Here is a 26,676-nt window from a genome sequence, read left to right as displayed (position 1 = left end):
TTATTCGATGGTAATTATCATTACCTTTGATTGCTTTGGCATTCGTGATCACCCAAAACGCAACTAACATGAAAAAAGCCCGGGCAAAATGCCCAGGCTTTCGCTAACGTTTCTTATTGATTGGGTATACTGGGAATGACCCTCACTTCTTCATAAATGCCTACACACCAGTGATAGTAATGGTTTTAACGCTTAGTAAATAATGGTTGGCTTACCATTTGGCTAACTTTACAAAAAAACCACCGTTTTCGGTGGCTTCATACTTGCGCGGGGCAGTGACTGTTAACCAATACTGGTTGGCAGTTTTTTTGATGTTACATAATCTAAATTTCTGTCCCCACCCTGATAATTCTTTGGTGAGTTAACATCAAGAACAAAAACACCAAAAAACGATATCACAGACGCATAACATCCATTCACATAATAGGTAAACACCTGAACAGAGTTTCTTGAAAAACATATTTTGTTTCCTTGCGGGTGCAAATTCGTATATTGCAATAATTTTTCAAACCAATTTTTAGCATCACCTCCATCACTTTCTAGATAATCCTCAATTAACTTTAAGGGTCCTCTAAGCTCATCAATACTAACCCTTTTATTTTTTATAGCTAATTCGCAGTGTATTTTCAATGCCTCCATCATAAGCTTAATTAAATTTATTCTACCTGACCAGCTATAGGAAGGTGCCAACTCTATCGTTTCTACTTTTTCTTTAGAATCATTTTTTCTGAGTTTATTGAGACACATTTTGGAATCCGAAATTATGTAATTTTTTCCTACAGTGGGGTGTGCTAACTGTATTTTTCGATTGTCAATGTCAAGAAAAAACGAAAGTGGAATTTGGTTATTCCCCAGCGTGATAGTTTGCTCCAATTCTACCCTCTTTTTGCCTCTGTTATTTTTGTGCTTTCTCACTGGAAAAGTGTACCCACTCAATCCTAAAAATTCCTTTAATTCATTAGAAACAGAATCGACTCGTTCACCCAGCTTACTGTTCGTTTCAGTACAAATAAGATTCTTACTTGTTTCATTACCACCGAGTGCAAATGGAATAATATGTTCTAAGGAACCATCCAACTTTTTTCCACAAAAAATACAATTCATGAAGATCCCCCTCACCAAATTAAAATAGTATTTCCAGTCATTGTCTATTAAGTTCTCCTACATAATAGCACTTAAATGCCATTATGGATTTATTTTTCATGTAGTTGAACTTGCTAACACTAACGGATAATCATTCGCAAGCCTCGCTTCGGGTGAAACGTTTCTCAATGATATAATCATGCAGGATAAATTGATACTGTGGATTGTGGATCGCATTTAGCGCGTCATCGACCTCTTTCAGCTGATAAGATAGGTCAACATAGTTAATGAGGCTAGTTTCAACGCCATTGCCGCCACTGTGACTAGGAGCCACACTTAAAACCGGGCTAGATACCTGATTAAACGTCCGAATTTCCTGTTTTAGTTTGGCATACTCTTTCAATAAATTACGAATCTTCTTAATATCTTGTCGCATTGGAATCACACTTTCTGATTCCAAATATATGTATAAGGAGAGGGAGTCGCAATCTGCGGCTCCCTTACTAACAATGAATTAAATGAATTACTCAAGGACAGCTATATTATAACATTTAGTTTAATTATTTTCACTTATTTTATATTAAAGTGAAATAAAATCATCAACACTTTTTATTCGCTTGTCAGCCCACGGAGTTGCTGGATCATGCTAACCACTTGGTAAGGGGTCTGTTTCATATCCACTACCCGGTTTTGATACCAGAATTGTGTTAGCAACGACACTGCAAAATCATATTGCTTATATTGGGTTAAATCAGCTGTATTGCTAACAGCGGTCTGAACATATTCCTTAGCAGAATCTAAGTAGCCTTGAATTAAGGTATCATCTTCGGTCAAGTCCAAGCGTAAGCTGGTTTTAATATCATCAACCGTCACAGCCATATCATCACTTCCTTTGTGGGGGTAACGATTCGTTTCCCCCTTAGTTTTAACTTATGTATATAGGGGGGTGCCAAAATGGCTCCCCCTTGTTTAGATATGTCCAAAAGTGGACACATCTAGTTACTTGCCGCTGGTTGCTGTTCCTAGTGCCACATTAATCACGGCAGACTTATCAATCACTTCATAATCGTTCCGCACGATCACTGATAACCCTTGGCTGAATTGGTCGAACTTATCCCATTGGGCGGTTACTTGGTTGCGCCGGAAGACCGCCACCGCTTGTGATAAATCACCCGCGATCATTGGGAATGTGCCATCAGCATTGTTGGCTAATAGCTTATCACTGATCATAACTACCGGAGCCCCTAACAGGGTAAATCCGCTTGGCGCCGTTGGGTTAGGTTGCAATAGGTAACGGCCCTCACTATCTTTCAAGGTATCAAGATAGTTGAATCCGGATTGATTAACTAACCACATCTTGCTCAAAGCAGGGTCTAAGGTCACATTGAAAATCTTCTTGAGATCATCAATTCCAGTAGCAGTGGCCTTGGCAAAGTCTGTACCCGTAAGCAGACCCATAATTTGAGTGTTGTCCGTATTATCAACGAGTTGTTGTAATTGGGCCTTAACTTCACTCACAATATCCACTTCGGCATCTTCTACGACTTCGTTAGATAAGGCAATCTTACCCGCCCGGGTTTTCACATCAAATGGCACTTCCGTAAACATATTCGCGTTGACGTCCGCAATATCGGCGAGTTCTTCCTTAGTGGCTAGTACAGCTGATTGTCGACTAGTCGAGATAGGATAAGTCCCAGAACCACTAGAAACTTGCTTAACCGTTGCATATTGGGCGAGATTGTAGGTGGATTGCTTTAATTGGAAAACGGGGGTAATTAGTTCCTTGGGAATAACCGCACTGGTACCACTCGTATTCAAGCCGTCTCGGGTTTCACCGTGGCTTCGTACATAAGCTTCAAAGGCAGGAACACCGGTCTTGTTGTCATCTTCATTCGTGTTTGGATCAATAATTGTTTGCTTTGCCATATTATCAGGCTCCTTTTCTTGATTGATAAATTTTTCGTAACTACGCGTATCAACTTGTACATTCGTATCGTCGTAAGCAGGAACAGCCACTACTGACACATCGAATAGGCTTTTGACTTGGTTAATGGTTCGGGTGATATTGCCATCGTCATCTTTAGTCCATTCGTCGGTATCATCATCACTATCAAAGCCAAACGAGCAGGAATCAACGTTCCCGCTTTGAACTTCTTCATAGACATCATTAGCAAACGACGTATTCGGTAACTGGGCGATGAAATGTAGCCCCTTGTCGTCTGTTTCTAGCGTCAGCGTGCCCGCCTTGACGCTGGCTAACACTTGAGTGTAGTCGTGGTTGTTGAGCATAAGAACGTTTGATAAATCGACACCATCAAGCGCCTTGGGGGTTACAATCTCGGTAAAACCACCTAAATCTTTACTTGGTGAGTTCCATACAATGGCATAACCACTAATCGTTTTCCCCTTGGCTGATTGGCCGTCTTGGGTTTGAGGATCGGTCGCATTGTCTGCAGATTCATCTTCCGGTGTTTCTGGTTGTGGCGTTTGCGCCCGCAATTCGGCGTCAATTGTTAACCGTCGATCTTGTTTCATGAATTATTCACTCCATTCTTTTGTAAATTTAAGAAAATATCACCATCATCAGTTGGTGGCAGTCCAATCTTGGCCCGGGCTTCATTGCGGCTCATAATGCCGCCCGTAAATCCAGCCACCGCTTGGGCTTGCTGGGTCTGCGGATCAAGGCTCAATAATTTGTCCGTATTGAACGTGAAGTCATGACCAAGCTTGAATGATAGTTCGCTGGTGAAGCTATCGAAGTAATGCTGTAACGTCCCTTGTAGATACTGCACGCCACTTTGCTCTTGGTTAGAATGATCGTTTTCTACCCCTAAGCGCTCTGGTGGCAAGCCAAAGGCTTTAGCAATTTGCCGGGTCGTCCAGTCATTCGAGTTCACAAGTTTTAACACATCGGTATTTAAGGGCAGATTGCTAATATCCATACCATCATCAGTGACAATCGTATTAACCGCATTTTCTCCGGTGGTCGTTTCATCAAACTGTTTCCGGACGTTTTCTTTGGCTTCTTTGCCTAAGTCCGTTTGGTGCAATTTAACGATGGTGGTGCCGTGCACGCCGGCAGTAAAAAAGCCGGTTAGCAATTTGTTGCCGGCCGACTGAATCTGGCGTTCATCTTTCAAGGCATATAGTGGGCTGATCCCCGATACCCCGTCTTTGGTGAAATATTTGAAATGCAAGATGTTGTTAGGCGCGATCTGACGACACGTTCCACTGGTTGGCGTATAAGTATAGGTCAACTTGCCGCTCACATCGTCTTGCTCAACCACCAATTGATTGTTGGGAATCAGTTTCAGGGTGTGATTAGGTAAAATCTCCGCGAAGCTATTGCCATTGAGAAGCAGGTTGGCCGCCAAGGCATATTTAAAATGGTAACCGTCCATATTGCTATTCGGGTTCTGATTAATCATGGTATTAAAAATGGCCGTATCACAAACGATCGGGTTGCTGGCAATATCACTGGCGATAATATTAATGGCCGCATAAATATCGCTATTCCGTAGAACCGCCGCGCTTACAAACGTATAGGGATCATTACTAGACAGACTAACCAAGGCGTCAGCCACTGGATCATGAGTGCCACTGGTGGTGCTTGCTTTAACAAAAATGCTCATGGGTTCACCTCCTTTTCTTCATAATTAATTAGTAGTGCCAAAACGATCAGACTCACTCCGGCCAGCATGATGGCTGCATACCCCCCTAACCAACCGCCGACACCAACGACTAGCAGAATCAGCCCCATAATCAGCAGGATTGCAGATAGGTAATTAGAACAGATCCGTTGCAGTCGCATAATATTCGTTCGCATGTTGGTTCGCCTCGCTTTCTTGGTAATAGTCCATACCGGCCACATAAGCATTAATTAACGCCGCTATCGGATCAATCCGGTTGCTATTGCGTGCCTTATCCAATTGCCAGCCATTATTCAACACTTTCAAGATGGCGTTATTGACCGCATAAGCGAGAATCTGATTGCCATTGTGTTTAATGTGACCCGCATACAGCTGATCACGGAAATTTCGGGTGGGAATATTCAAAGTCAACGTCCCTTGACGCACTTCAAATAAAGGATAATTCAATTTTTCGAACTTAGTGATTAAGGTTTGGGCATTGTATGGATCATAGGCCACGGCTTTCACTTTCCAGTTATATTGCCCGACTAATTGCTGTACATAGTCAAATAGCGCATCGTAATCAATAATGCCGCTGTCTAGTCGGGTGATACTACACTCGCCCGCCCGTTCCATTGATCGGTAATCAATACCATCACGTTTAATCTTAGAATCGAGGCCGTACTTAGTCCCCACAAACGCATGACTATCACAATAAAATTGACCGTTGCCAATTGGCACGAGCCAACTAACCGCGGTCAAATCATTACTTTTTGATAAATCAATGCCAATATACACATCACGCCCCCGCAAATTGGGGATTTCATCTAATTTACCAGCGGCCCAGTCGTCCGCAGAAATATAACTATCCTCACTGGCTTGCAACCACATATTGAAGTTCTTCACCAGCACCGGAATTAGGTTGTTTTGCTTAATGGCAAGGTCAACATCGGCCTGAATTTTCTCCGTCATGCGTTGTTTAACGTGTGGTTCACTGAACAACGGGTTTGCCTTGATCCAATTGGATTGATCGTAAACTTCTTCGCGGTCGTCTAGTTCCCAAATTGCCGCAAAGTAGCGATCAGCTTCAATCTTCCCCTTTAAAACGTCTGTCAACATCTCATATTCGGCGTGCATGGGGACGTTGAGGTTAAGGCCCGAGGTGGAAATCACCGCCAACAGGGAATTATCTTCTTGTGCTTGACCAGACTTTAAAACGTTGTACACCTTGCGGTCTTTAGCTTCGTGCCATTCATCTAAAATAACGGTAGTCCCGGCATAACCATCAAGCGTACTGGTATCACTGGCAAGGGCTAAGGCTTGCGAATCAGTTTCTAAGTCAGTAATGGCTTGCTTCTGTACCTTAATCCGTTGCCGCATGTACTTCGATTGCTTGCGGACTTGCCGTAGCCCACTTGATAGCATGTCGTAGCCTAATTTAGCTTGTTTAAGGGCGTTGCTGACGAATAATACTTGTCGGTTGCGGGCGGGCTGACGTTCCCTTAAAAGGCCATTAGCGGCCATACCAGAAGCTAGATAGGTCTTACCGTTCTTCCGTGCCATACTAATGAACGCCCGATCATAACGGCGATTGCCGGTTGCTTTTTCACGCCAACCATACAGCTCACTAATAAGCCATTTTTGAAAGGGCTGCATGGTGAGTTGGCTACCATCAGTCTTCGGCATTAATTCGATAAATTTAACCGCCTGTGCCGCTTTGTCTTCGTCATAGTAGAACGGGAAGCTGTCTTCTTTAGAACGGCTTAAATCGCGTTTAAATCGCTCACACGCCCATTTAATCTTTTGACATGCCAACACTTGGCCCGATAAAACTTGATCAACATACTCAATCATGACAACATCGCCTCGAAAGTGTCTTCGGGTTTATCATCTTTTTGCTTGTTTAATTCCATACGCGCCCGGCTAGATAGCGACATGCCTAAATCATTAGCTAGGGACTTTAGGTCTCTCATGGCTTGTGACTGCAAGGCCACGTAAGGGTTCGGCTTACGGGCGCCAGTCTCTTGATTAGTTTGTACGAGCCCATTTTTACGAATATCGTTCTCGCAAGTCTGTACCGTTGCATAAGCGCGGCAATAACTGGCTAACATTGCTCGATCAAGTTCACTAATTGGGGTATTGGCCTTTAAATAAGGCGCTACCCGTTGCCATTCGGTCAAAGCACGGTCATGCAACCAATCAGGGGGCGTTAAATCAAGTGACGGGTAATCAAACAAGGCAGTCTCGGCGTCCTTACGCTGGTCGCGTTCTTCGTTCGTTAGATGTTTCTTTAGAGTTGATAGTTGCTTAATCTTTTGACCCATTTTCGGTCTCCTTTCGCTAAATTTATATGCAAAAAAGCCACCACAGCATGGCTGAGGTAGCTCAAATGCACATATATTCGGAATTCGTTTATTATACATAAATCGTAACACTTTCGAGGTAAAAGCGCAATATATAGTATGCTGTTATCGGCTGGCATACTACATATAGTTGTGCTTCACCCCTTGACTTTTTATTTATGCAAATTTTGTATAAAGTAGTAGACATTTTCTGATTTCTGTCAATATTGGCAAAAAATCAAATTTTTAAAGGGAAATTTAAGTACGGAAAGGAGTGTGACCGCTCTTATCGGTTCATTCATAGCCCCCCATATCATTGCTATACCAAGTTTTACAATCACTTTAGAATACTCGCGGTCGAATTATCGGCTACCAAATCCAACTCAGCCTAGTTTTCGGCTTAGCTCCCCAAAATTGGGGGCTCAAAATTGAGCCACGAAAGCAACCTATTCCGTCATCTTAACGGGTCAGCTAATGCACCAAGTTAGTGCGTTGGGGTCGTAACTTGCGACCGCAGATAGTACAGCGGAAAATTCCGCTCAATAATTCAGCTGAAAGATGTCCCCAATTTTGGGGAGATGTTGGGTATGCTTGTTTTTAAGCAGACCCCCAATAAAGATGTGCGCAATTTTGCGCAGATATACTACCTAAGTTTAACTTAGCCAGCCATTTTTAATTCAGCTGAAAATTCAGCTCTACCTAACCTTATTCACTTGCGAATACTCTGTATAATCGCAACCGTCATCTATCATCAACTATCGCAGTCATATCATGCCTTACCACCATTCTTAGCGCTGGCCTCTTTTGACCGCGTTTCCCTAGCCTGCTTAGTCTTTTGATTATGGTGTCGGTAGCACAATGGTTGCAAGTTGCTTTCGTCTAGTCGTCGTGACCAATCATCACGCAACTCTACAATATGATCGACCACATCAGCCTTACGTATCACACCATCTTGGTAACATTGCACACAGATAGGGTTATTCTCTAGGAATCGCCGGGACAACTTACGCCATTGAGCTGACTTATAGAATTGTTGATAGCGTCCCTCATGTTCGCCATACATGCGCTTGTGGTACGTTTCGGCGTTAGCCTTATGCTGGTGCTTATTGCAGTAACGGACGTCAAACGGCACCAACTGACGGCACCCGGCATGGTTGCATTGCTTCATAGGTTTTGCCATATAATAAGCCTCCTTAATTTCTAAAGTGGACTACGTTTGGTCCACGTGTGTACCACGTTACTGAATGCTGTATCTCTTGCCACATAAGGCTTTGACCACGTGTACTACGTGGACCACGTTAAAACAAACATTTACTGGTATAGGGTAAAGAACAAATTAGTCATTTTCTAGACATACACAAAAAGGCCGCCTGTGAAGACGACCTCTCGTTTATTACCCGTGCTTCTGGTAGCGAACCAATGTGATCACATCGAATGAGTTAACCTCATCATCACCGGCCACATTGCTAACCCGATAAAGGGTGTCACCGATCTTAACCAGTTGTTGCTGATTGACCTGCTCATTATGCCGTACCACAATCATCTTCGTATCTGTCAGGTTGTCTCCGGTTAGAGTAATCTGCTGATTAATGGTCTGGCTATACTCACCGAACCATAGTGAGAATTGCGGTACAAATTGCGAAACGAAAGCACCTGTATTCGGGTTCATCTCACCATTACCATATACCCCGAATTGGCAGCGGTGTTTCATACGCGATACATCATAAGTCTTCATCGTCATCACCAGTCCTATAAACCAATGCTTCACAATAGATCATTTTCGAATCGCTCACTTTGATAAAGTCAATGCTAGTGCCTATCAACTCATCGTCAATATCTTGTGCTTTGTCGACTTCCGAAACTTGCGCAAATAACTCCTCCATATTGTCAGCATGTACCATCTTAATTTTCATCATTTAAACTCCTTTTATTCTCTAAAATATTGCTTCTTAACTACATCAACAACATGCTGATTTGCCAACAGGTCATAGTAATAGTAGTTATATGTTTCCCTGCTCATAATCATTACTAGTGAGGACTGACTGGGATAATACCAATCTACTTTGCTATCAAATATCACGCCCACTAAATCAAGCGACAAGACGTGCTCCGCTATTTTGCTATGAACGCTATCGGCCGGCCCATAATCATGAGCAATTGCAACAATTCGTGTAGTTCCACTTACCTTTTGCAATTCGGCATGATCTAACCAATCCCCAAGGTAAGGTGGTGTGTCATACTTATTACCCGCATTGTATGAACGATCACCTGCTAGTAGTTTTTCAAGACTATGTGGGCGTTCATACACGGCACATTTATCAAACCTAAATACGTCTTCAAATTTTTTGAGGTTTTCTGAACTGCTATATTTTGTGTCTCTCAATAATTGCATTTCTTGCCATTTCATACGTGTTTCCTCCTAGAACTGGAAATGTTTTTTTTAACGTGGTCCACGTGGTCCGGTGGTCCAAACGTTGATATATCAGCGCTTCAAAGACACCCTGACGTGGTCCATTAGGTGGTCCAACGTGGTCCACTTGGTAAATTTCTGATTAAACTTCGCGCATATACCCATGTAGACGTTGGCCATTCATTCTAATTCGTTGACTTTTCCAACCGTCCATATTGTCCATTAACAACTTAATTCGCTTAGCTTCCGAGTTTGTTCGCCCGGTTAAATAACGATCAACTGTTTTATGGAAGACAACTTCCATAATTTCCCGAGTTGTTGTTTGATTGAGCAGTTTCCGTTCATTACTAACTTGATCTTGTAGCCACTTAGATTGCTGACCGTAGTCACTGACATAGCTTTGTTTTAAGCTGGTACTCATTTTTCCCCAATCTGTGGGAACTTCCATTGCTAAAAACGCTTCGATGGCATCTCGCATAGGGTCGACAGCTTCCGCAGCCATCTGATACGCCTTAGCCTCTTTCACGGTGGCCTGATCCAGATATAGCGGTTCGCCATTCCTAAACCAGTACACGGCCTCCGCCAATACTTGAAGCATGTAATTCTTGTCCGGGTGCCATACATCTAGCTTAGCCTTGTTGACCCCACATTTAATTGGATAGAAGCGCCGTTCACCGGTCGCGTCCTTTAAATAGTCGGTTTGGTTAGTCGTGCCAATAAATACGCATTTACGCGGGTGTGGCAACGCATAGCGGCCGTAACTATTCCGATATGTGTCGGATTGTGCACTAATAAAATTTTTAATTCCCTCAACGTCCGTTTTTTTCATGGCGGAAAGCTCGGCAACTTCAATAATCCAACTACCTTGTAACTGTTGATAATCGTCTTTCTGCTTCCCCATTCCTTTCAACGAATCATTGAATTTATCTGGGTATAGATTCTTACCAGCCGTACTCTTGCCAAGTCCTTGGCTTCCCTCTAAGATAGGGACAATTTCAAACTTAACTCCGGGAACATAGGCCCGGGCAATAAGACCAGTTAGCCATTTCTTAGTGATGGTGCGGGTGTAGTGATTATCTTCGGCACCTAAGTAATCAATGAAATAACGTTCAGCACGTGGCTGGCCGTCCCATTCTACCGCTTCAATACGAGCCTTAACCGGATTGATTGTCTTGCGGCGTGCTTCTGTAACTACCGCGTCGGTAATGTTTTCCTTGCTGAATAACAAGTTGTAATGATCTTCAATATAACTTCTCAATAACGTGTCATCACTATCATTCCAAAAACCTTTGTTGAACAGTGAATTGTCTGCTTGTGGTGTTTTGACAATTTGTTCCGAGAACTCGTCAAAGACAACTAGTCCTTTCAACATTTCGTCATGTTCCATAATTAAACGGATATTGTAAAGAGACTGTGTTTTGATCCCATCGTCCGAATTTTTTTTGAAATCATTCTGCCAATCAGCGTCACGTTGCATTTTGATAACATTATTGGCCGCTTCTCGGGTCTCTGCTGGTAAATCCATTGCTTTGCCCATTAATGAACCCCCTTACTCTCTCTTTTTAAAATGGATTGAAAAATCACATTTATCTCTCTACTTGGTAGCGATGGATCTACAAAAGAATCATTTATCACCGATAGCATGTTATAAACGGTTTTTGGATCAGCACCAACGCTAAACATTCGGCCAGCCATTTTAGTAAGCCAAACGTTCCTATCACCCGTATTGGCCCCTTGCACCATCTCATCAAGCAAACGCCCAGTATATTTCTTTAACCGTGTTGTATAGGCGTATTCTGACGAACCGTTCAAATTATTGGTGCTTAATTCATCAACTAGCCAATTAGGTGCCGGTTTAATATCAGCTAGTGTTCGACCAGATAAGGGTGCATAAGCCGCACCATCAACTTCACTTGGTGCAATTACCGTGAAGTCACTTAGCAGATCAATTCCGGGCCAATTATCGACCTTGCGCACCTTGTCTCCGGTATACTTAAAGAAATAGTGGAGACCACCGCCGGCTGTCTTTTCAATGTACGTATCTGGTGAAAGTGTCTTGCCTTGACGCTGTAATTTCATCAGGCTATCTTTTCCATTCTTAGCCGAATCGTGAATATCAACATCAACTACTAATAAATGGGACGTGTCTAATCGCAAGCCTAGGTTATAATCTGGGTTACTTTGAAACCAGTCCACAATGATGTTCTGGTCCCTAGTGGCTTCTAAATATCCGTGGTGGCCCTTAGGCGGTGTCTTAGTGTTGGCTAATAAAGGATAAATTTCATACCCACTTTCAACTAAATCAAGTGCCGCATATAACGAAGAAAATTCTTCCATCACGTCACCACCTATTCTTTAGGACAAATAGCGTTTGATACTTTTAACATGGTGTCAGCAATGTTCGCCAAATTACTTTCCAGATTGCTTGATTGATGACTATTGAAAAAATAAGCTGACCATTCAGCGTCATGCTGCGCAACAGCGTTATCCATGGCTAGAAGCTCAATACTTACTTTCAGTGATTCCCATGCCCGTGTTAATTCCTCAGCTTGTTCAAGTAATTCTTCATTTGTCATTTTCCATTCTCCTTATTCATGTTAGAATTAAGGGGAAACATACATTGCAATATGCCTGACCTACTACTCGCCAAAGTAAAGTAGGTCTTTTTTGTATGCTCTCCCATTTTCTTACCTCGTATCCTTACGCTTTCTTCGTTCCAACTAACGCTGTAGCAATGCCAAGAAAATAACTGGCAAGAAAACCGACTAACAGTAAACTGACCAAATTCATAGGATCACCTCCTTAAGTTTATTCTGCCCCCGCACGGTGCAATTAAATTTTATGTGCTTCTAAGAATTTGTCAGCGTCACCTTGATCAATACGTTTTACATTTCCAACCTGAGTGACTTTTAGTCCTTCTTTAATGTAAGAATACAGCGTGTTATATGACCCGATATTGAAAAACTTCAATGCTTGCTTATAATTCATCTGTTTAGGTAGCTGTTTTTGCATTCATTTTCACCTCACTCACATGATGTGAATATATTATCACTCACAAGGTGTGAGTGTCAACGGTAAGATTCACATTTTGTGATTTACATGTTATATTCTTTTAAGGAGGTATAAAAATGGAAAATAGAATTGGAGAACTTAGAAGAGAACGGGGCCTTACTCTCAAACAGCTAGGTAAAATATTAAATGTTAGAGACAACGCATTAAGCCAATATGAAACCGGAAAAAGAAACCCTCAGTTAGGATTACTAGAGGAAATTGCAGATTACTTTAATGTATCAATTGAATATCTCGACAAGAGTACCGATAAACGCGACTATCCCATGAAATCAGATGGTGATGCAATTAACTTACTAACAAAGATTGAAAATAACGAAATTAATTATCATAACCTTTCAAAAGCTACTTCACTCGAACTTGCACTCTGGATAATTAACAACAAAGAGAAAATAAAAGCTTTAGACAATGATAGTAAGGGCCTTACCAGCACTGCTTATTTTTTTATTCATCAGCTAAGCATAGACAGCAATGTTCTGCGTGAATTTAGCAAGGATAGAATTAAGGATAATAAAAATCTTGATAAAATTGATGAAATGCTGTTATTTGATGATAACTACTTTGGAGCTAATATTGATGATGTCTTAACTTTTATGAAAGAATCAAGCCGCATTGGCTATGACCAAACCCAACGCATTATTTCTGAAATGAAAAAAATGCCAACAGTTGATTACGACGAAAATTAATCAACTTAGTTTTCTTTCTTACATAACACTGCCCCCGCACGGTACGTTATGGAGGAAATTATATATGGCAGCAATCAAGAAGTATCAGGATAAGGACGGGAATACTCGTTATCAGTTTCAAATATATTTAGGTACTGATCCACTAACTGGTAAGAAAAAAACTACCCGGCGTCGTGGATTCAAGACAAAAAAAGAAGCCCAGATTGTATTATCAAGACTTGAGCTTGATGTTTACAACCATGGACTTCCCACAAAGAATGATAATTCTGTTTTTAGTGACATCTATCAACTCTGGTTCACACAATATCAGCATACCGTTAAAGAAAGCACTTGGGCAACTACCAAACGAATGTTTCGCCTACACATTTTGCCCGTGTTTGGCGAGTACCGCATAGCTCAAATAACCATTAAAGATTGTCAAAAAGCAATCAACCAATGGTTTAACGAGGGATTAGCCAAGTATCATACGCTTATGAACTACGTTGCCAAGGTGCTTGATTATGCCATCAACATTGACTTGATCAGTGAAAATCCAGCTAAGCGCGTTATTGTACCAGTAAATAAGAACGATCGTTCACGCAAAAACTTAGAGAATTATTTTGATAAGTCAGAATTGCAACACTTCTTTGAGTGTCTGAATGATGACGACAATACGCCACAAGCTAGTGTGTTCTTCCGTTTGGCAGCATTTAGCGGTATGCGAAAGTCAGAAATGTTGTGTTTGGAATGGTCAGATATTGATTTTGTTCATCACACCATAAACGTCAGTAAAACACAGTCTCGAGGCGATATGGCTCGTTTACTGGTACAAACACCCAAGACTGCCAGAAGTAATCGAACTGTCTTCATAGACCCTAAAACAGTGCAAATTTTGCAACGGTGGCAATTGGAACAGAAGAAATATCTTATCCGTTTTGGTTTTAACGTAAATCATAGCAACAATTATGTTTTTGCCAATGAAAATAATGAGATGTTTCAGCCATCTAAGCCGCGCAAATGGCTTGAACATACCCTGACGAAATATGATCTAAAGCACGTAACCGTCCACGCATTTCGGCATACCTATGCCACCTTGGCATTTGAAGCTGGTGCTTCGGTTAAATCGGTTCAGGATCAGCTAGGACATTCAAGCTATCGAACGACTTTAGATATTTACACGGCAGTCACTGCAAAGCAAAAGAACGAAGCCACCCAAAAACTAGCAAGTTATCTTAATTTCTAAAGTGGACCACGTTGGACCACCATATGGACCACGTCAAGGGGTCTTTAAAGTGTTGATATATCAACGTTTGGACCACCGGACCACGTGGACCACGTTTAAAAAAACATTTCCAGTTCTAGGATAAAGAACGAATTAGTCATTTTCTAGCTTACCTATTTACGCAACCCAATCTTCAAAAGACTATCACAGCAGGAATAAACGTGGCTTACTTGGCTTACCATTTGGCTAACTTTTATTGATAATGAATGACAATCAATGAAACGCCTAGGCATAGAAAAAGCCGCTGTCACAAGGGTTTTGACACCCTATGACAACGGCTGAAAAGTGAGAATTGGGTATACTGGGATCGAACCAGTAAATTACGGATTCAGAGTCCGGTGCCTTACCATTTGGCGAATACCCAAAAATACGTGGTGTTGTCGCGAAACAACTATTTAATAGTACCGTGTTTGCGAATTAGTGTCAACCGATTTTTGAAAAAATATTCACGCTGTTCGATATTATTAACTCCTAAAAGTCTCGCCCAATTCCAGATTTTGGGTCAATAGAAACGCAAAGGGGCCGGCAAAATCGCACGATTTTACCGGCCCCTTTGTTAGATTTAAATGGTTAACTTCTCGCTATTGCAGGACTTTGAAAGTGGCCAGCAACGACTTGTCCGCCGTTGCCTTCACAAAGACCGGAATCTGATTTAACGGCGTCTTCACCGTTAAAGTCGTACCACCTGGCGTCGTTTCCCCAGAATAGACGTTAATCCAGTCACTCCCTTGCGGCAAGTAAACCTCTCGTTGGTGTTCATCTTGGTACAGGATAGGCGCAACTAAGAGCTGGTCGCCAAACATATACTGGTCCTCAACCGACCAGGCTTGGGCATCCCCGTCGAAATCATAGAATAGCGGCCGAATGACCGGGGTCCCCTTTTCGTGCGCAGCCTGCATCTGTCGCTTAATGTACGGCTTCAGATTTTGCCGTAATTGCATATAGGACTGCATAATTTGGTAAACCTCTTCGCCGTACGCCCAAGGTTCCGTGGGGGCTCCCGTTGGCATCTTTCCCCCGCCAGTGGTGCCTAACGGCTTTTCATGGGGTTCGCGGTCCCCGTGCATCCGCATGACTGGGCAGAAGGTCGCGAATTCAAACCAACGGGTCACGAGTTGCCGGAAAGTTGGGTCGTTATCGTCACCACCCGTGAAGCCGCCAATATCGGTCGTCCACCACGGGATTCCCGCAATCCCCATGTTCAGGCCAATGCATAATTGGTTCCGTAAGGCTTGGAAGCTAGAGTCAATATCACCAGACCAAACCAGCGCCCCGTAGCGTTGACTCCCAGCCCAGGCACTCCGAACCAAGTTGATCACGTTTTTCTCGCCAGTGGCCGTCATCCCGTCAAAGACCGCCTTCGAATACCCAACTGGATATCGGTTACCAACTTGTAAGACACTGCCGTCGTGATACCGATAATTATCGTAATCATAGACCGAGTATTCCGGTTCGGCTTCATCTAACCAGAACAAGTCCACGCCTTGGTCGTAATAATTCTTTTTCAGGAGCTTCCAGAGATACTTTTGAGCTTGCGGGTTAGTAAAATCTACGAACCCATTGTTCCCCAGGAAGTTCATCGTAATCGGAACTCCCCGTTCAGTTTGAACCAGGTAACCTTTATCACGCATCTCTTGGTAGTGTGAACTGGTCTCGTCCACCGTCGGCCATACTGAGACCATCAATTTGATGCCCATTTCGTGTAACTCATCAATCATTTGTTTTGGATTTGGCCAGTAAACGGGATCGAACTTGTACTCCCCGGACTTTGGCCAGTGGAAGAAATCGATGACGATAACACTAATTGGCAACTTCCGCCGCTTGAACTCACGGGCAGCGGCCAAGACCTCATCTTGCGATTGATAACGGAGTTTGCATTGCCAATAACCCATGGCGTAATCCGGCATCATCGGTACCGTCCCGACAACGCTCGCGTACTGTTCCTCAATGGCGTGCGGGGTCTCGCCCGCCGTGATCCAGAAGTCCAATTCCTTAGTTGCACGGGCGTGCCATTCTGTTAGGTTCTTCGCAAACGTGACATCTCCGATTGCCGGATTATTCCACAAAAAGCCGTAACCTTTACTAGAAATATAAAACGGAACGGTGGCCTGGGAGTTACGCAGCGCCAACTCCAATTTGGAATTTTTCAGGTTCAAAAAGTCTTGTTGGTACTGCCCCATCCCAAAGATTTTTTCTTGGCGGTCAGATTCAAAGCGAACCTTCAACCCAAAGTCGCCGCCCGGATTACCCTTAAATTCATGCCAATCCAGGTCCAACGCACTGTTGAAATGCGCCATCTTAAGGGCGTCTTTCCCCGGATTCATTTCGTTCACCCGGGTACGCTGATAGCCTTGCAACAACTGCTTATCTTGTTGATTATAAAAAGCCAAATTTCCATAAACGTCCAAGCGGGCCGTAATCTGACCATTCGTAATCTGCCCCGACTGGCCTTTTTCATCGACCTGAGGCGTCACTGACGCTGCTTTAACGGGCATCGTTAACGCATTTTTCCGGCCCGTAAATTCGGGATAACGCGTACTTCGAACCCGAAAACTATTCGTACCCCACGGCCGAATTTCCATGGTCTCGCCATCAGACTGTTGGTATAAGTAACCATCTTTTTGATAAATCATCAGCTAATTCCTCCTAAATTAAGATTTTGCAGCCGAATTTTGCTCATGAATCGTGTTGAGCTTAGCCGTAATATCGTCCTGCATCCGTTCATAACGCCCATAAAAGATCAGGGGAATGATGGCAATGGCGAACACCAGAATCGTGAGCCCGTTAAAGGATAACGAGATTCCTAGTAAACTGTGGGCACTCTGTTGCTGATTCGCGACGTACCCAAACAGTCCCATCAGCCAAGCTGGTAAGGCACCCCCGATTCCACTGCCAATCTTGATGCAGAATGAACTGCCAATCGCAGTCAATAGTCCCGCAGCGTTGATGCCGGACTTGTATTCCCCGTAATCAACGGCCGAGCCTAACAGCGCAAATGGGAGCGAAACCGCAATTCCACTACCCAAGTTGCCAACAACCCAACCGGCAATCAAGATTGCCAACGAGTGGCCACCAGACCAGATGATACCTTGACCAATGATGGCCAGGATTAAGCCGGAAATCCAAATGGCTTGTTGGGAAAACTTTTTGCTGAGAACTGGGACCAACAAAACTGCCACGACCTGAACGAACGAAATTCCGTTGACCAGGGGAACTAAGTTTTTATTCCCAAAGTTATAGGTCAAGTAGTAAACAATCGTCGAAGACCGCACCGTCAAGGCGACCCAGAAGACTAAATTACTGATTACAATGATAATCCACGGCCAGTTTCCTTTGATGGCCTTGACACTCTTCTTTAAGGAGACTTTGGTTTGGACGGGTTTGACCCGTTCCTTGATATTCAGAAAAGCCATAATGGTCAGGACCCAGAACAAGGTCGCAAAAATCGCCATGGTCCACCGAAACCCGATGACATCGTTGCCGCCACCTAACAAGGCCACTAGAGGTAAAGTCAACACGTTAGTGGCCAAAACCCCTAAGTTCGACCCAGCCATCCGAATCGAATTCAATGTAATTCGTTCCTGAGAATCCGGCGTCAATAATGGCAGAACCGTGGTTAATGGCGTATTGATTCCCGTATAAGAAATCCCCGTGATAATATAAGTAATCGCACAGTACATAATCCGTTGATGCATCGGGATTTGGGGCGCCCAGAACGTCAAAACGCCCATTACGGCGAAAGGTGTCGCCATCCACAAGAAGTACGGCCGCGCCTTTCCGAAGCGAGTGTGCGTCACATCAATGATGGCGCCCCAAATCGGCGCATCGATTCCATCAAAGACCCGCGCAATTAACAAGATGACCCCCGCAGTCGCCACCGGAATGCCAGCAACGTCCGTAAAGAAGTACAATAAATACGCGGTAATCACGTTAAAAATCAACTGGCCTGAAAAATCTAGTGATGCATAGCTAAATCGCTCTCGCCAACTTAGTTTCATCGTTATTGCCTTAACTTTGCTCAATGTTATCCACCTCACTGCTTCATCAAAAGCAAAACAAGTTGTCGTGATTAATCACAGGTATTGGTAAGCGCTTACGGTTATTATTGTAAAAGGTATTTTCTTTAAATATAATGGAGTAAATAACAGAAAAAGTGAACAAAGCAAACTTCTGTCGTAAGGAGAGATTCTTAATGCAACCAGATATCATCTCGTTTGATCTCCGTCAGTTACCTTTCTTTTACGTTTGTGGCACCTTCGAAGCCACCAGTCCTTGGCACCATAAACACATGTATCAACCCGGAAATTGGGAAATTATTTTTCTAATCAAGGGCACCATTTATTGCCGGCTTGAAGAGACGCCCTACACCATCCACGCGGGGGAATACTTCCTTGTCCCCCCATTTACGAACTTCTACGGGACTAAAGCGTCCCCCATCGGAACGCAGTATTTATGGTTTCACTTCTTCCCGCAAGGTAACGTCACCATCAACGACCCCCAGGCTGACAAAAGCTACACCACGGCGTCCATCCCCCGGCAGGCTTCCTTTTTGCACATCAACCACGTCCTCACGATGGCCTATCAAATTTTAGACTTGAACAAACTTTTCAAGGGCTACATTTTGGATATTTCAATTTCAGAATTACTGTTCCTGGTCGCTCAAGATTATTGTGACCACCTGCACCATAAAAACTTTCCTCAAAGCGAACGCAGTGTCAACAGTGTAAAATCGTGGATCAACGCGCACTTAAACGAGATTGAAACGTCAAAACAAATCGCCGACGAGTTCAACTTCAACGTGATTTATTTGAACCGTCTCTTTAAACGCTATTTTCATCAATCATTTTACCAATACGTCATCGGCCAAAAAATCGAACGGGCCAAGCAGCTCCTGATTTCGACTGACGCCCCGGTCTACGATATTGCGGGGGAAGCCTACTTCAACGATCCCAAAAACTTCACCCGCACGTTTAAAAAACGCACGGGTATCACCCCGAGTCGCTACCGCAAGACCTTCAGCCGGAAAAATATCCGGACTCCCAGTTACGACCCCGTCATGCCCGTTTCCGACCGAATCATGGACCAACTCCTAAAGACGGGCCACCATCCCTCTAAGACTCCCTAACCTTACTCCGTGATTAATGGCAGGTTATGATTAAGGAATATTCATAAAAGGTATATCACGTGAGACGTTGAAGTTGACGGTTTTCGCTGTAATTTTTAACTGATATCCTACGCTTCCCAGTTAAACCATCCGTAGCACAACTTCCTTGTCAAATAACTATCATGACCCAATGGTGGAATTTTTATACAATTAGTGTTGACAAGAAACCCCAATAAGTGTAAATTTAATATTGCTAGTTACCGTTATTGCCCATTGGTCAAACTGGTTTAAGACGTCGCCCTCTCAAGGCGGAGCTACGGGTTCGAGCCCCGTATGGGCTATCAGATAGGCGCTAAACGTTGTCAATTCAACGTTTAGCGCCTTTTTTGTCTCTTCATCTTCCGATATGCTGACCGTTGCTAAAACCACCAAAAATGGTAACCGGCTGGGTCGCCGATTACCATGATTAAACGTAGGTTATTCTCTTTTTAATCTTGCCGGCGCCACCAAAGTAACCCGACAAGCACTAAACTTAAGCCGCCACTAATTACGGCCCACGGCGCTGTCCGTTCGTTAGCTTGCGGCAGCTGGGCGTCCTGTTTCGCCGCTCGTTGGGTCGTAGCGGCTGCCCCACCTGTTGAGGTAAACGGCTGACGCCCCGTGATGGGGGTCCCCACCGCGTTTTTAGTGCTGGCGGCATCATGATCTGCCGTAAAGGCCGTTAAGCCCGCACCTTGACCACCGGCCGACTCTAAGATTTGTTGCGGCGTCACTGCCGGTCCCACGCCAGTTGGACCAGTCACCTGGTCGGGGTCCTTGCCCGTCTCCGGTGGGGTCGTCGGTGGCGTCACACTACTTCCTTCGTCGCTAGCGCGATACGTGACCGTCGTGGTGTAGTTTCCACTGGTTGGCGTCACCCCGGTGATGGCAGCGACCACCAATTGATCCGCGGTATATCCCGCCAGAACAGGCGAGGTTTTAGCTGGAAAACTGGTCTCGCCGGCTGCGGCGAACCAGTTGCCCCAAGTCGTCGTGCCCGTGACCAAATCGCGTTGTCCGTTCCGGGTAAACGTGAGTTGGGTCTGGTAGTCTGGTGCCGCCGTGGTCCCATCCGCATACCGGTAATGAATAGTCTGGGTGACCTGCTTACTGTCGCTCAACGTAGTCATCCCGTGTTTCAACCACACAGTAAACGCCTGGTCCGCCTTACTAAAGGTCGCTCCTGCACTGGGATAATCATCGCTCACCAGTTCATAGCCTTGCGCTAGATACGCTTGAATCGCCGTTTGAGTGCGGTAGTCGCTGGTTTCTCCCACGCTACCACTCAGCGTCTCCGTCTCTAAAATCTTGTCCGTCGTGTCGTCACGGTAGGTTACCGTGACTTGGCCCTCGGCGGCTTTGACCGGTTGATAGACCAAAGTCCCGGTCGCTAACCACAAGCTGTCTAATGGCTGGCCATTTACGCCCGTATCGTATTTAAATCGACCAGTATCTCCATAGCTAAATTGGCCATACTTAATCTGACCATCGATAACTTTGGGATTCACTAATTTATAAGTGACGAGTTGGGTCGGATCGTCCGGAATAATGGGTTCCGCCACGGTCAATACGCCGTTTTCACTCCCGTCATCCTGGTAGTAGCGAACCCGGTACTGGAACGATTCGCCTAGAATTCCCGTGATTGGCGACGGCACTTCAATCGTACTTCCCGGCTCAAAGGCTATTGGTGTTTTTACCTGTTGATACTGGTTAAAGCCACTAACCTGTCCCGAGTTGGTCATCGATTGTAACCCGCCTACCGGTGAGAAATCCGTAATGTTGTTCCCCGCAAACCCAATCATGTGGGTATTGGGGAAGTCGTTACTCAAGACCCCGAGGACGAACGGTGCTAACCGAGCGAACTGTTCATTGGTCATCCCGGTAAAATTCGGAGTATCCGATTTAGGACTGGAAAATTCGGCGTTCTGGATGCCGTCTAATTTCACCTGGGTAATTTTGTCTAACTGGGTCAAACTAACGGCGCCCCAGTAATAACTGTAAAGGTTCAACTCTTCCAAACTGAGATCCCGTAACGGTGCGAAGTCAATCTGTGCCATATCGGCTTGGGTCGACCCTAAATAAAGGGTCACCTTAACTGCCACATTGCTGGGTAAATCTTTTAAGATATCCAGCCCCGCTAGACTGTTCACGACCGTATCGTCCTTAGCCTTGAGCGTCAAGTAATTCTGAAAACTCGACTTTTTGTAATTTTGAATAAACGTTTTAGTTAAAGGTTCATCATCTTCCAGCCCCATCGCTTGGCGAACCAGTTGGCGCAACGTCGAATCCGTCAATTGGTCGCTCAGATCTGCTTCGGTATCGTCGGCCGTCGTGGTCGCGGCTTTGGTCCCGGCCTGTTTAGCCGCTGCGGCTGACGTTGACGTAGCGATTGCTGTGGATTGCTTCGCCGCCGCTGACGGGGACGTTACCGTTTTCGTCTTAGTAAGCGTTAACATTTCAGTGCTAACCGTGGCCTTTTTTGAGCAGCAACGGTTACTTTTTCGTCAGCGTCGCGATGGTTTGCAGTCGTTAGTGTCACTGGCTTGGCGTTACTAGCTGCGACCAGTTCCTCATCAGCCGTAGTCGAACTAGTCGGTTCTGCCCCCGTGGCCGCGGTATTAGTTGCTGTCTTAGCCTCAGTCGCTTCTGGAACTGTAGTGGCTTGGTCGGTAACTGAACCAGTCACCGTTTTTCCCGTTAACGTGACCTGAGTGTCATTTGTGGCAGCGGTCGTCGCCGTTGGGGCGGCCGATTCCGTAGAGGTGCTTGGCGTGGTATCCGCCTGCACAGTGGTCGTTCCCCAGGTCACCATCCCGACTAGAACTAAAGTGGTGACGCTGGACGTCCACCACCAATTGGGAGTTAAAGACAAGGTGCTTGGCGTAGGTTGTTTATGGCGTGTCATGGTATTCTCCTCCGTTGCATTTTCCATGTGAGTGGGTTAAATCTGCCGCGTAACGCGAGCCAACGGCTACTCCACCGTCAATTCAGCGGGCCAGTCGTGTCTCAGCTAAATTCTCCGCCCTCACATCCGATTATACATTATAATTAATATATTGGCCATTTTCAACACGTTTTACAAACCGAGGCGTTAATTAGTTTATCAAAAATATTAACTAACTTTTCCTTAATATATGGGAAACATAGCCTTTTTTCACCAGTTAGCCTTGTCCCGTTTCCTAACAGAGGTTTTGGGCGTCTCACTATGGCCTTTGACCAGTTTATATTTTCTGGGCAACGTCATTTAATTATCCCCAAAGCTTCAATCCACCACGCTGCCAGCACAAAAAAGACCCAGGATCACTTTCCCAGGTCTTCATAACATCATTTAATTTATACTTACAGCCGGGCGTTTAACTTCTTGCCCAAATCTTCGTAACCTGGCTTGCCCAGAAGTGCAAACATGTTGGTCTTGTAAGCTTCTACACCCGGTTGGTTAAACGGATTGATGCCGTTCAAGTAACCAGAAATAGCGATAGCCACTTCGAAGAAGTAGATCAAGTAACCCAACGTGTATTCCGTTTGGTCCGGGATATGCACGCTCATGTTCGGGACGCCACCATCGGTGTGGGCTAACGTGACCCCTTCAAAGGCCTTGGTGTTGGCGAAGCCCATAGTCCGGCCTTCCAAGTAACCTAACCCGTCCAGGTCGTCGTCTTCCTTAGGAATATCGACGTCATGTTCTGGCTTGTCGACCATGACCACGGTCTCCATCAACTTCCGTTGGCCTTCTTGAATGTACTGACCAAACGAGTGGAGGTCGGTACTGAAGTTGGCGGAAGATGGGTAGATGCCCTTGCCGTCTTTTCCTTCGGATTCACCGGTCAATTGCTTCCACCATTCGGCGAAGGCAGCTAAACGGGGTTCGTAGTTTTCCAATAATTCAACCGTGTAGCCCTTGCGGTATAAGATGTTCCGCAAAGCAGCGTATTGGTAAGCTTCGTTCTTGGTCAAATCTGGGTTGGTGTAGGTATCTTCAGCGTCGGCTGCCCCCTTCATCAACTGGTCGATGTCTGCGCCAGAAGCGGCGATTGGCAGTAAGCCAACCGGGCAAAGCACGGAGTACCGGCCACCCACGCCATCGGGGATAATGAAGGATTCGTAACCCGCTGCGTCGGCTTCGGTCTTCAACGCCCCGTGCGCCTTGTCGGTCGTGGCGTAGATACGCTTATTGGCTTCAGCTTCCCCATACTTCTTGATCAACAAGTTCTTGAAGATCCGGAAGGCAATAGAAGGTTCCGTCGTGGTCCCTGATTTCGAGATGATGTTAACGGAGAAGTCCCGGTCGCCTAACAAATGAACCAAATCGTGCACGTAATCGGCACTGATAGAGTTTCCGACGAAGAAGACTTGCGGGCCCTTGCGTTGATCAGCTGGTAAGGTGTTGAAGAAGGTGTCGTGTAAGAAGTCCACGGCCATCTTAGCGCCCAAATACGACCCGCCAATTCCAATCACGATTAAAACTTCGGAGTCGGAACGAATCTTCTTGGCGGCCGCCTTGATTCGGGCGAACTCGTCCTTGTCGTAATCATGGGGTAAAGTTAACCAATCCCGAAAGTCGCTTCCGGCACCGGTTCCTTGCCGCAATTCAGTATCCGCAGCGGTGACCATAGCTTGAATTTCTCCAAGCTCATTATCATTGACAAATGGTGCAAGTTTAGAACTATCAAAGGCGATATGTGCCATATTCAGATGACCTCACTTTATATTTGTATTACCTAGTCCATTATAACGCTCATGCCGAAAAAGTAAATGGTATAGTCCACATATTTTAGATAAATTTAAACGCGAAAAAAGGCCGACAACGCCCGTCATCAGCCCGTTTTACATTATTTCATCAAGCCGAGGGTAACCCCACCAGCAATGACCAATAGCGAGCCAATTACCGTGTAGACCATTTCTCGATTTGTCTTCTGTTCTCCCAGGAACCAGATGCTTCCAAAAGTGGAAATCACAATCCCACATTGGGCTAACGAGTAACTAATCGCCAGTCCCAAAGCTGGAATCGCCATGAACATGAAGAAGTTTCCGATGCCCCAGACCAATCCGGTCAGAACGTTCTTGGCGGTAGCCACGTGCCAAACCTTGTGCCGATTTTGCGGCGACATGATGATGAATAAGCACGCCCCTAAAATCATCCCTAACGATTGCGGGAACAGGATTAATTTGGAATCCAAACCGGAGAACTTCACGATGACCGTGTACAGCACGTAACCTATCGTGGAGATGACCAGCGCCGTTGCCCCGCGGCCAGCCGCCAGTGGTTTGCTCGAGATGCTGTGGCGTTTGTCGCGTAAGGACGTCATCGCCGCCCCGATGATCAGAATGATAACGGCTAGCGTCCCCAGTAGGACCGTCCCGGTCGTTTTCCACTCATGAAACAAGACGACACCGGCCAACGCTGTACCGGCTAACTGCATTCCCGTCGAAATCGGTACCGTGCGCGAGATCCCGATAAATTTCATCGACTGAAATTGTTCGAATTGACCGACTGCCCAGCATAATCCGGACGCCACCCCGACGCCCATTGCCAGCCCAGAAAGTTGCACGTGAAAGTAAACCAGTGAAAAGAGTCCAAACAAGACGGCCCCCGCCGTCATCCCTAGCGTCTGCTGATACGACGAGCCACCCAGTTTGCCACTGATCAGCCCGATACTGCCCCAGCAAATCGCTGGAATCAGTGCTAATAAAATGCCCATGTAAATTCCTACTTTCGTTTCATTTATGTCGAAATTATTGAAAGCGATTCTTTCAGTTCAATGTTAAGTTTAAGCGTTTCCGCCAGAATTGTAAACCATAATTAGCCATAAAAAACGCGAAGGGACAGTGGTCTAACTGTCCTTTCGCGTTTAGTCGCTTAATTTTCAGCTGCTTTCATTAATTAACTGATAGTTGGATGCCCTTCAAAACTTCGCTCTGCCGGTCAGCATCGTTGGTCATGAAATCCGCTGGTGAGTGGAACGTGTTGGAAACACTTACATGACCGGTATAATTTTCCGTGGCAGTGGCCACGGCGGTCCGCAAGCGTTTCAACGAGTAGCTCGGTGTGGTCGTGGTGATCAAGACCTGAGAGTCTGCGTGGGTCACCTGCAACGCCTGTAAAATCAAGGCTTCTAAGTCTTGGTTCAAATCAAAGTGGTGCTTCTTGCCCCGGATGAACGCCGGTGGGTTGATGAAGACTGTGTCGAAAGTCAATCCGTGTTTGATGGCGTAGTCCAAGTAGTTGGTTACGTCCATGGTCCGCATCTCAACGGCGGCCTGGTCCAGATTATTGGCCGCCAGTTGGGCTTGCACTGCCGTGGTTGCCCGGTTAGTCGGGTCGACCGTGACGGCTTCCACCGCCCCGCCGACCATCGCCGCAGCCACGACCCCGGTCTCCGCACTGTAGAGGTTCAAGACCCGCTGTTGTTGACTGTTCTTGACGGCCCAGGCCCGCACGTCACGGAATTCTAAGGCCAGTTGGGACCGGGCCACACTCAAGTCGACCGGATAACTAACACCGTTCTCGGTGACTGCGATGGGGGCCTTCGGCAAATCGCCGGTCACCACCTGGACAGTCGTTTGGTCGGTTGAGACGGACAAAATGGTCACGTCCGTGCCGAAAATCTTCTGGAAACCGGCGTAAATCAAACGAGATTGGCGTTTCAACGCTTGGTTTTGCCAGCGAAAGACGTACCGGTCACCGTACGCGTCCACGATCAAGCCCCCCAGGCCATCGCCCACATCATTGAACAAGCGGTAAGCGCCCGTTTGGGGTAGGGCCATCCGCTTGGCTTGGGCGGCCCGGAACTTGCTGGCGAAGAAGCGTTCGTCGATAGCTTCACTTTCTCGTAAGCTCAAAATATACCCGGCCCCACGATGTTGCTTGGCAAAGTAAGCCGTAGCCACAAAATGGCCGTGGTTTTCCAGTTGAATCCAGGCCCCATCATCAAAGTCCTGGCGGTTTTCTAAATCGGTTAACGCGATCACGGGATAGCCATCCTCGAACTTACGGACGGACTTCCCGGTAATTTGTATACGTTTCAAAGTTTTCCTCCTCAAAATGGTTCTTCC

Annotated in this window: 25 protein-coding genes, 2 tRNA genes and 1 pseudogene; 4 read left to right on the top strand and 24 right to left on the bottom strand. The window is 45.4% G+C overall.

Annotated elements, in window-relative coordinates; translation table 11 throughout:
• Nucleotides 1-282 precede the first annotated feature (282 nt).
• From H3M12_RS06935 to H3M12_RS06860, 16 genes and pseudogenes are all read right to left on the bottom strand, one after another.
• The gene (locus H3M12_RS06935) at nt 283-1,104 is read right to left on the bottom strand and encodes an HNH endonuclease (protein WP_182150555.1); all 822 of its coding nucleotides are present in this window, start codon (nt 1,102-1,104) and stop codon (nt 283-285) included.
• A gap of 37 nt (nt 1,105-1,141) precedes the next feature.
• A pseudogene (locus tag H3M12_RS06930) lies at nt 1,142-1,519 on the bottom strand (hypothetical protein).
• Between the two features lie 173 nt (nt 1,520-1,692).
• Complete coding sequence (locus tag H3M12_RS06925) at nt 1,693-1,962, bottom strand: head-tail connector protein (RefSeq protein ID WP_182150554.1); 270 nt, start codon at nt 1,960-1,962, stop codon at nt 1,693-1,695.
• Between the two features lie 120 nt (nt 1,963-2,082).
• Complete coding sequence (locus tag H3M12_RS06920) at nt 2,083-3,618, bottom strand: phage major capsid protein (protein ID WP_182150553.1); 1,536 nt, start codon at nt 3,616-3,618, stop codon at nt 2,083-2,085.
• Nucleotides 3,615-4,715: a phage portal protein gene (locus H3M12_RS06915; protein ID WP_182150552.1), complete on the bottom strand. Its 1,101-nt coding sequence runs from the start codon at nt 4,713-4,715 to the stop codon at nt 3,615-3,617. The genes H3M12_RS06920 and H3M12_RS06915 overlap by 4 nt, the downstream gene beginning before the upstream one ends.
• Nucleotides 4,712-4,909 carry a hypothetical protein gene (locus tag H3M12_RS06910; RefSeq protein WP_182150551.1) on the bottom strand — a complete coding sequence of 66 codons (198 nt, stop codon included), beginning with the start codon at nt 4,907-4,909 and terminating at the stop codon, nt 4,712-4,714. Before H3M12_RS06910 ends, H3M12_RS06915 begins: the two co-directional genes overlap by 4 nt.
• Entirely contained in the window at nt 4,869-6,566 is a 1,698-nt protein-coding gene (locus H3M12_RS06905; protein WP_182150550.1) for a terminase large subunit, read from the bottom strand. Before H3M12_RS06905 ends, H3M12_RS06910 begins: the two co-directional genes overlap by 41 nt.
• Nucleotides 6,563-7,036, bottom strand: coding sequence for a phage terminase small subunit P27 family (locus tag H3M12_RS06900; RefSeq protein WP_182150549.1), 474 nt, complete (start codon nt 7,034-7,036; stop codon nt 6,563-6,565). Before H3M12_RS06900 ends, H3M12_RS06905 begins: the two co-directional genes overlap by 4 nt.
• Before the next feature lie 787 nt (nt 7,037-7,823).
• A complete protein-coding gene (locus tag H3M12_RS06895; RefSeq protein ID WP_182150548.1) occupies nt 7,824-8,234 on the bottom strand; it encodes an HNH endonuclease signature motif containing protein in 411 nt (136 codons plus the stop codon).
• 213 nt (nt 8,235-8,447) lie between these two features.
• Complete coding sequence (locus H3M12_RS06890) at nt 8,448-8,723, bottom strand: phage head closure protein (protein ID WP_233449146.1); 276 nt, start codon at nt 8,721-8,723, stop codon at nt 8,448-8,450.
• A 52-nt stretch (nt 8,724-8,775) separates the two neighbouring features.
• Nucleotides 8,776-8,967 carry a hypothetical protein gene (locus H3M12_RS06885; RefSeq protein ID WP_082265209.1) on the bottom strand — a complete coding sequence of 64 codons (192 nt, stop codon included), beginning with the start codon at nt 8,965-8,967 and terminating at the stop codon, nt 8,776-8,778.
• A 14-nt stretch (nt 8,968-8,981) separates the two neighbouring features.
• The gene (locus H3M12_RS06880; RefSeq protein WP_182150547.1) at nt 8,982-9,461 is read right to left on the bottom strand and encodes a hypothetical protein; all 480 of its coding nucleotides are present in this window, start codon (nt 9,459-9,461) and stop codon (nt 8,982-8,984) included.
• Nucleotides 9,462-9,606: 145 nt separating this feature from the next.
• Nucleotides 9,607-11,001, bottom strand: a complete 1,395-nt coding sequence (locus tag H3M12_RS06875; protein ID WP_182150546.1) for a virulence-associated E family protein — start codon at nt 10,999-11,001, stop codon at nt 9,607-9,609.
• Nucleotides 11,001-11,801, bottom strand: coding sequence for a bifunctional DNA primase/polymerase (locus H3M12_RS06870; RefSeq protein ID WP_182150545.1), 801 nt, complete (start codon nt 11,799-11,801; stop codon nt 11,001-11,003). The genes H3M12_RS06875 and H3M12_RS06870 overlap by 1 nt, the downstream gene beginning before the upstream one ends.
• 11 nt (nt 11,802-11,812) lie before the next feature.
• Complete coding sequence (locus H3M12_RS06865; RefSeq protein ID WP_182150544.1) at nt 11,813-12,040, bottom strand: hypothetical protein; 228 nt, start codon at nt 12,038-12,040, stop codon at nt 11,813-11,815.
• Between the two features lie 256 nt (nt 12,041-12,296).
• Nucleotides 12,297-12,476, bottom strand: coding sequence for a MerR family transcriptional regulator (locus H3M12_RS06860; RefSeq protein WP_182150543.1), 180 nt, complete (start codon nt 12,474-12,476; stop codon nt 12,297-12,299).
• 116 nt (nt 12,477-12,592) lie between these two features.
• On the opposite strand from H3M12_RS06860, the gene H3M12_RS06855 reads away from it, so the two are divergent.
• Both H3M12_RS06855 and H3M12_RS06850 read left to right on the top strand, forming a co-directional pair.
• Complete coding sequence (locus tag H3M12_RS06855; RefSeq protein ID WP_182150542.1) at nt 12,593-13,219, top strand: helix-turn-helix domain-containing protein; 627 nt, start codon at nt 12,593-12,595, stop codon at nt 13,217-13,219.
• Between the two features lie 64 nt (nt 13,220-13,283).
• Entirely contained in the window at nt 13,284-14,441 is a 1,158-nt protein-coding gene (locus H3M12_RS06850) for a site-specific integrase (protein WP_182150541.1), read from the top strand.
• A gap of 331 nt (nt 14,442-14,772) precedes the next feature.
• Here H3M12_RS06850 and H3M12_RS06845 read toward each other — a convergent pair.
• From H3M12_RS06845 to H3M12_RS06835, 3 genes are all read right to left on the bottom strand, one after another.
• Nucleotides 14,773-14,844 (bottom strand) — tRNA-Gln (locus tag H3M12_RS06845).
• Between the two features lie 217 nt (nt 14,845-15,061).
• On the bottom strand, nt 15,062-17,113 hold the full coding sequence (locus H3M12_RS06840) for a glycoside hydrolase family 31 protein (protein ID WP_129031076.1): 2,052 nt from the start codon (nt 17,111-17,113) through the stop codon (nt 15,062-15,064).
• A gap of 18 nt (nt 17,114-17,131) precedes the next feature.
• Complete coding sequence (locus H3M12_RS06835) at nt 17,132-18,478, bottom strand: MFS transporter (RefSeq protein WP_129031077.1); 1,347 nt, start codon at nt 18,476-18,478, stop codon at nt 17,132-17,134.
• A gap of 194 nt (nt 18,479-18,672) precedes the next feature.
• On the opposite strand from H3M12_RS06835, the gene H3M12_RS06830 reads away from it, so the two are divergent.
• Together H3M12_RS06830 and H3M12_RS06825 are read left to right on the top strand one after the other, a co-directional pair.
• On the top strand, nt 18,673-19,605 hold the full coding sequence (locus H3M12_RS06830; protein WP_129031078.1) for a helix-turn-helix domain-containing protein: 933 nt from the start codon (nt 18,673-18,675) through the stop codon (nt 19,603-19,605).
• Nucleotides 19,606-19,852: 247 nt separating this feature from the next.
• A tRNA-Glu gene (locus H3M12_RS06825) sits at nt 19,853-19,925 on the top strand.
• Nucleotides 19,926-20,072: 147 nt separating this feature from the next.
• On the opposite strand, the gene H3M12_RS06820 is transcribed toward H3M12_RS06825, so the two are convergent.
• The 5 genes from H3M12_RS06820 to H3M12_RS06800 form a co-directional block, all read right to left on the bottom strand.
• A complete protein-coding gene (locus H3M12_RS06820; protein ID WP_182150540.1) occupies nt 20,073-22,079 on the bottom strand; it encodes a mucin-binding protein in 2,007 nt (668 codons plus the stop codon).
• Entirely contained in the window at nt 22,073-22,528 is a 456-nt protein-coding gene (locus tag H3M12_RS06815) for a hypothetical protein (RefSeq protein ID WP_182150539.1), read from the bottom strand. The genes H3M12_RS06820 and H3M12_RS06815 overlap by 7 nt, the downstream gene beginning before the upstream one ends.
• A gap of 434 nt (nt 22,529-22,962) precedes the next feature.
• Nucleotides 22,963-24,309 carry a glucose-6-phosphate isomerase gene (locus tag H3M12_RS06810; RefSeq protein WP_129031081.1) on the bottom strand — a complete coding sequence of 449 codons (1,347 nt, stop codon included), beginning with the start codon at nt 24,307-24,309 and terminating at the stop codon, nt 22,963-22,965.
• A gap of 143 nt (nt 24,310-24,452) precedes the next feature.
• The gene (locus H3M12_RS06805; protein WP_129031082.1) at nt 24,453-25,322 is read right to left on the bottom strand and encodes a GRP family sugar transporter; all 870 of its coding nucleotides are present in this window, start codon (nt 25,320-25,322) and stop codon (nt 24,453-24,455) included.
• 178 nt (nt 25,323-25,500) lie between these two features.
• Nucleotides 25,501-26,649, bottom strand: a complete 1,149-nt coding sequence (locus H3M12_RS06800; RefSeq protein WP_129031083.1) for a class I SAM-dependent methyltransferase — start codon at nt 26,647-26,649, stop codon at nt 25,501-25,503.
• Nucleotides 26,650-26,676: the final 27 nt, after the last annotated feature.

The organism is Levilactobacillus suantsaii (assembly GCF_014069315.1).
Taxonomy (GTDB): Bacteria; Bacillota; Bacilli; order Lactobacillales; family Lactobacillaceae; genus Levilactobacillus; species Levilactobacillus suantsaii.
This window is presented reverse-complemented; position numbering and strand designations above follow the sequence as displayed.

What these genes read in the sequence shown, in the direction of transcription:
- H3M12_RS06815 (WP_182150539.1), bottom strand. Translation starts at nt 22,528, where the DNA reads ATGACACGCCATAAACAACCTACGCCAAGCACCTTGTCTTTAACTCCC.
- H3M12_RS06920 (WP_182150553.1), bottom strand. Translation starts at nt 3,618, where the DNA reads ATGAAACAAGATCGACGGTTAACAATTGACGCCGAATTGCGGGCGCAA.
- H3M12_RS06870 (WP_182150545.1), bottom strand. Translation starts at nt 11,801, where the DNA reads ATGGAAGAATTTTCTTCGTTATATGCGGCACTTGATTTAGTTGAAAGT.
- H3M12_RS06840 (WP_129031076.1), bottom strand. Translation starts at nt 17,113, where the DNA reads ATGATTTATCAAAAAGATGGTTACTTATACCAACAGTCTGATGGCGAG.
- H3M12_RS06830 (WP_129031078.1), top strand. Translation starts at nt 18,673, where the DNA reads ATGCAACCAGATATCATCTCGTTTGATCTCCGTCAGTTACCTTTCTTT.
- H3M12_RS06915 (WP_182150552.1), bottom strand. Translation starts at nt 4,715, where the DNA reads ATGAGCATTTTTGTTAAAGCAAGCACCACCAGTGGCACTCATGATCCA.
- H3M12_RS06910 (WP_182150551.1), bottom strand. Translation starts at nt 4,909, where the DNA reads ATGCGAACGAATATTATGCGACTGCAACGGATCTGTTCTAATTACCTA.
- H3M12_RS06810 (WP_129031081.1), bottom strand. Translation starts at nt 24,309, where the DNA reads ATGGCACATATCGCCTTTGATAGTTCTAAACTTGCACCATTTGTCAAT.
- H3M12_RS06805 (WP_129031082.1), bottom strand. Translation starts at nt 25,322, where the DNA reads ATGGGCATTTTATTAGCACTGATTCCAGCGATTTGCTGGGGCAGTATC.
- H3M12_RS06895 (WP_182150548.1), bottom strand. Translation starts at nt 8,234, where the DNA reads ATGGCAAAACCTATGAAGCAATGCAACCATGCCGGGTGCCGTCAGTTG.
- H3M12_RS06835 (WP_129031077.1), bottom strand. Translation starts at nt 18,478, where the DNA reads ATGAAACTAAGTTGGCGAGAGCGATTTAGCTATGCATCACTAGATTTT.
- H3M12_RS06880 (WP_182150547.1), bottom strand. Translation starts at nt 9,461, where the DNA reads ATGAAATGGCAAGAAATGCAATTATTGAGAGACACAAAATATAGCAGT.
- H3M12_RS06890 (WP_233449146.1), bottom strand. Translation starts at nt 8,723, where the DNA reads ATGAACCCGAATACAGGTGCTTTCGTTTCGCAATTTGTACCGCAATTC.
- H3M12_RS06905 (WP_182150550.1), bottom strand. Translation starts at nt 6,566, where the DNA reads ATGATTGAGTATGTTGATCAAGTTTTATCGGGCCAAGTGTTGGCATGT.
- H3M12_RS06855 (WP_182150542.1), top strand. Translation starts at nt 12,593, where the DNA reads ATGGAAAATAGAATTGGAGAACTTAGAAGAGAACGGGGCCTTACTCTC.
- H3M12_RS06865 (WP_182150544.1), bottom strand. Translation starts at nt 12,040, where the DNA reads ATGACAAATGAAGAATTACTTGAACAAGCTGAGGAATTAACACGGGCA.
- H3M12_RS06820 (WP_182150540.1), bottom strand. Translation starts at nt 22,079, where the DNA reads ATGTTAACGCTTACTAAGACGAAAACGGTAACGTCCCCGTCAGCGGCG.
- H3M12_RS06860 (WP_182150543.1), bottom strand. Translation starts at nt 12,476, where the DNA reads ATGCAAAAACAGCTACCTAAACAGATGAATTATAAGCAAGCATTGAAG.
- H3M12_RS06875 (WP_182150546.1), bottom strand. Translation starts at nt 11,001, where the DNA reads ATGGGCAAAGCAATGGATTTACCAGCAGAGACCCGAGAAGCGGCCAAT.
- H3M12_RS06900 (WP_182150549.1), bottom strand. Translation starts at nt 7,036, where the DNA reads ATGGGTCAAAAGATTAAGCAACTATCAACTCTAAAGAAACATCTAACG.
- H3M12_RS06885 (WP_082265209.1), bottom strand. Translation starts at nt 8,967, where the DNA reads ATGAAAATTAAGATGGTACATGCTGACAATATGGAGGAGTTATTTGCG.
- H3M12_RS06935 (WP_182150555.1), bottom strand. Translation starts at nt 1,104, where the DNA reads ATGAATTGTATTTTTTGTGGAAAAAAGTTGGATGGTTCCTTAGAACAT.
- H3M12_RS06925 (WP_182150554.1), bottom strand. Translation starts at nt 1,962, where the DNA reads ATGGCTGTGACGGTTGATGATATTAAAACCAGCTTACGCTTGGACTTG.
- H3M12_RS06850 (WP_182150541.1), top strand. Translation starts at nt 13,284, where the DNA reads ATGGCAGCAATCAAGAAGTATCAGGATAAGGACGGGAATACTCGTTAT.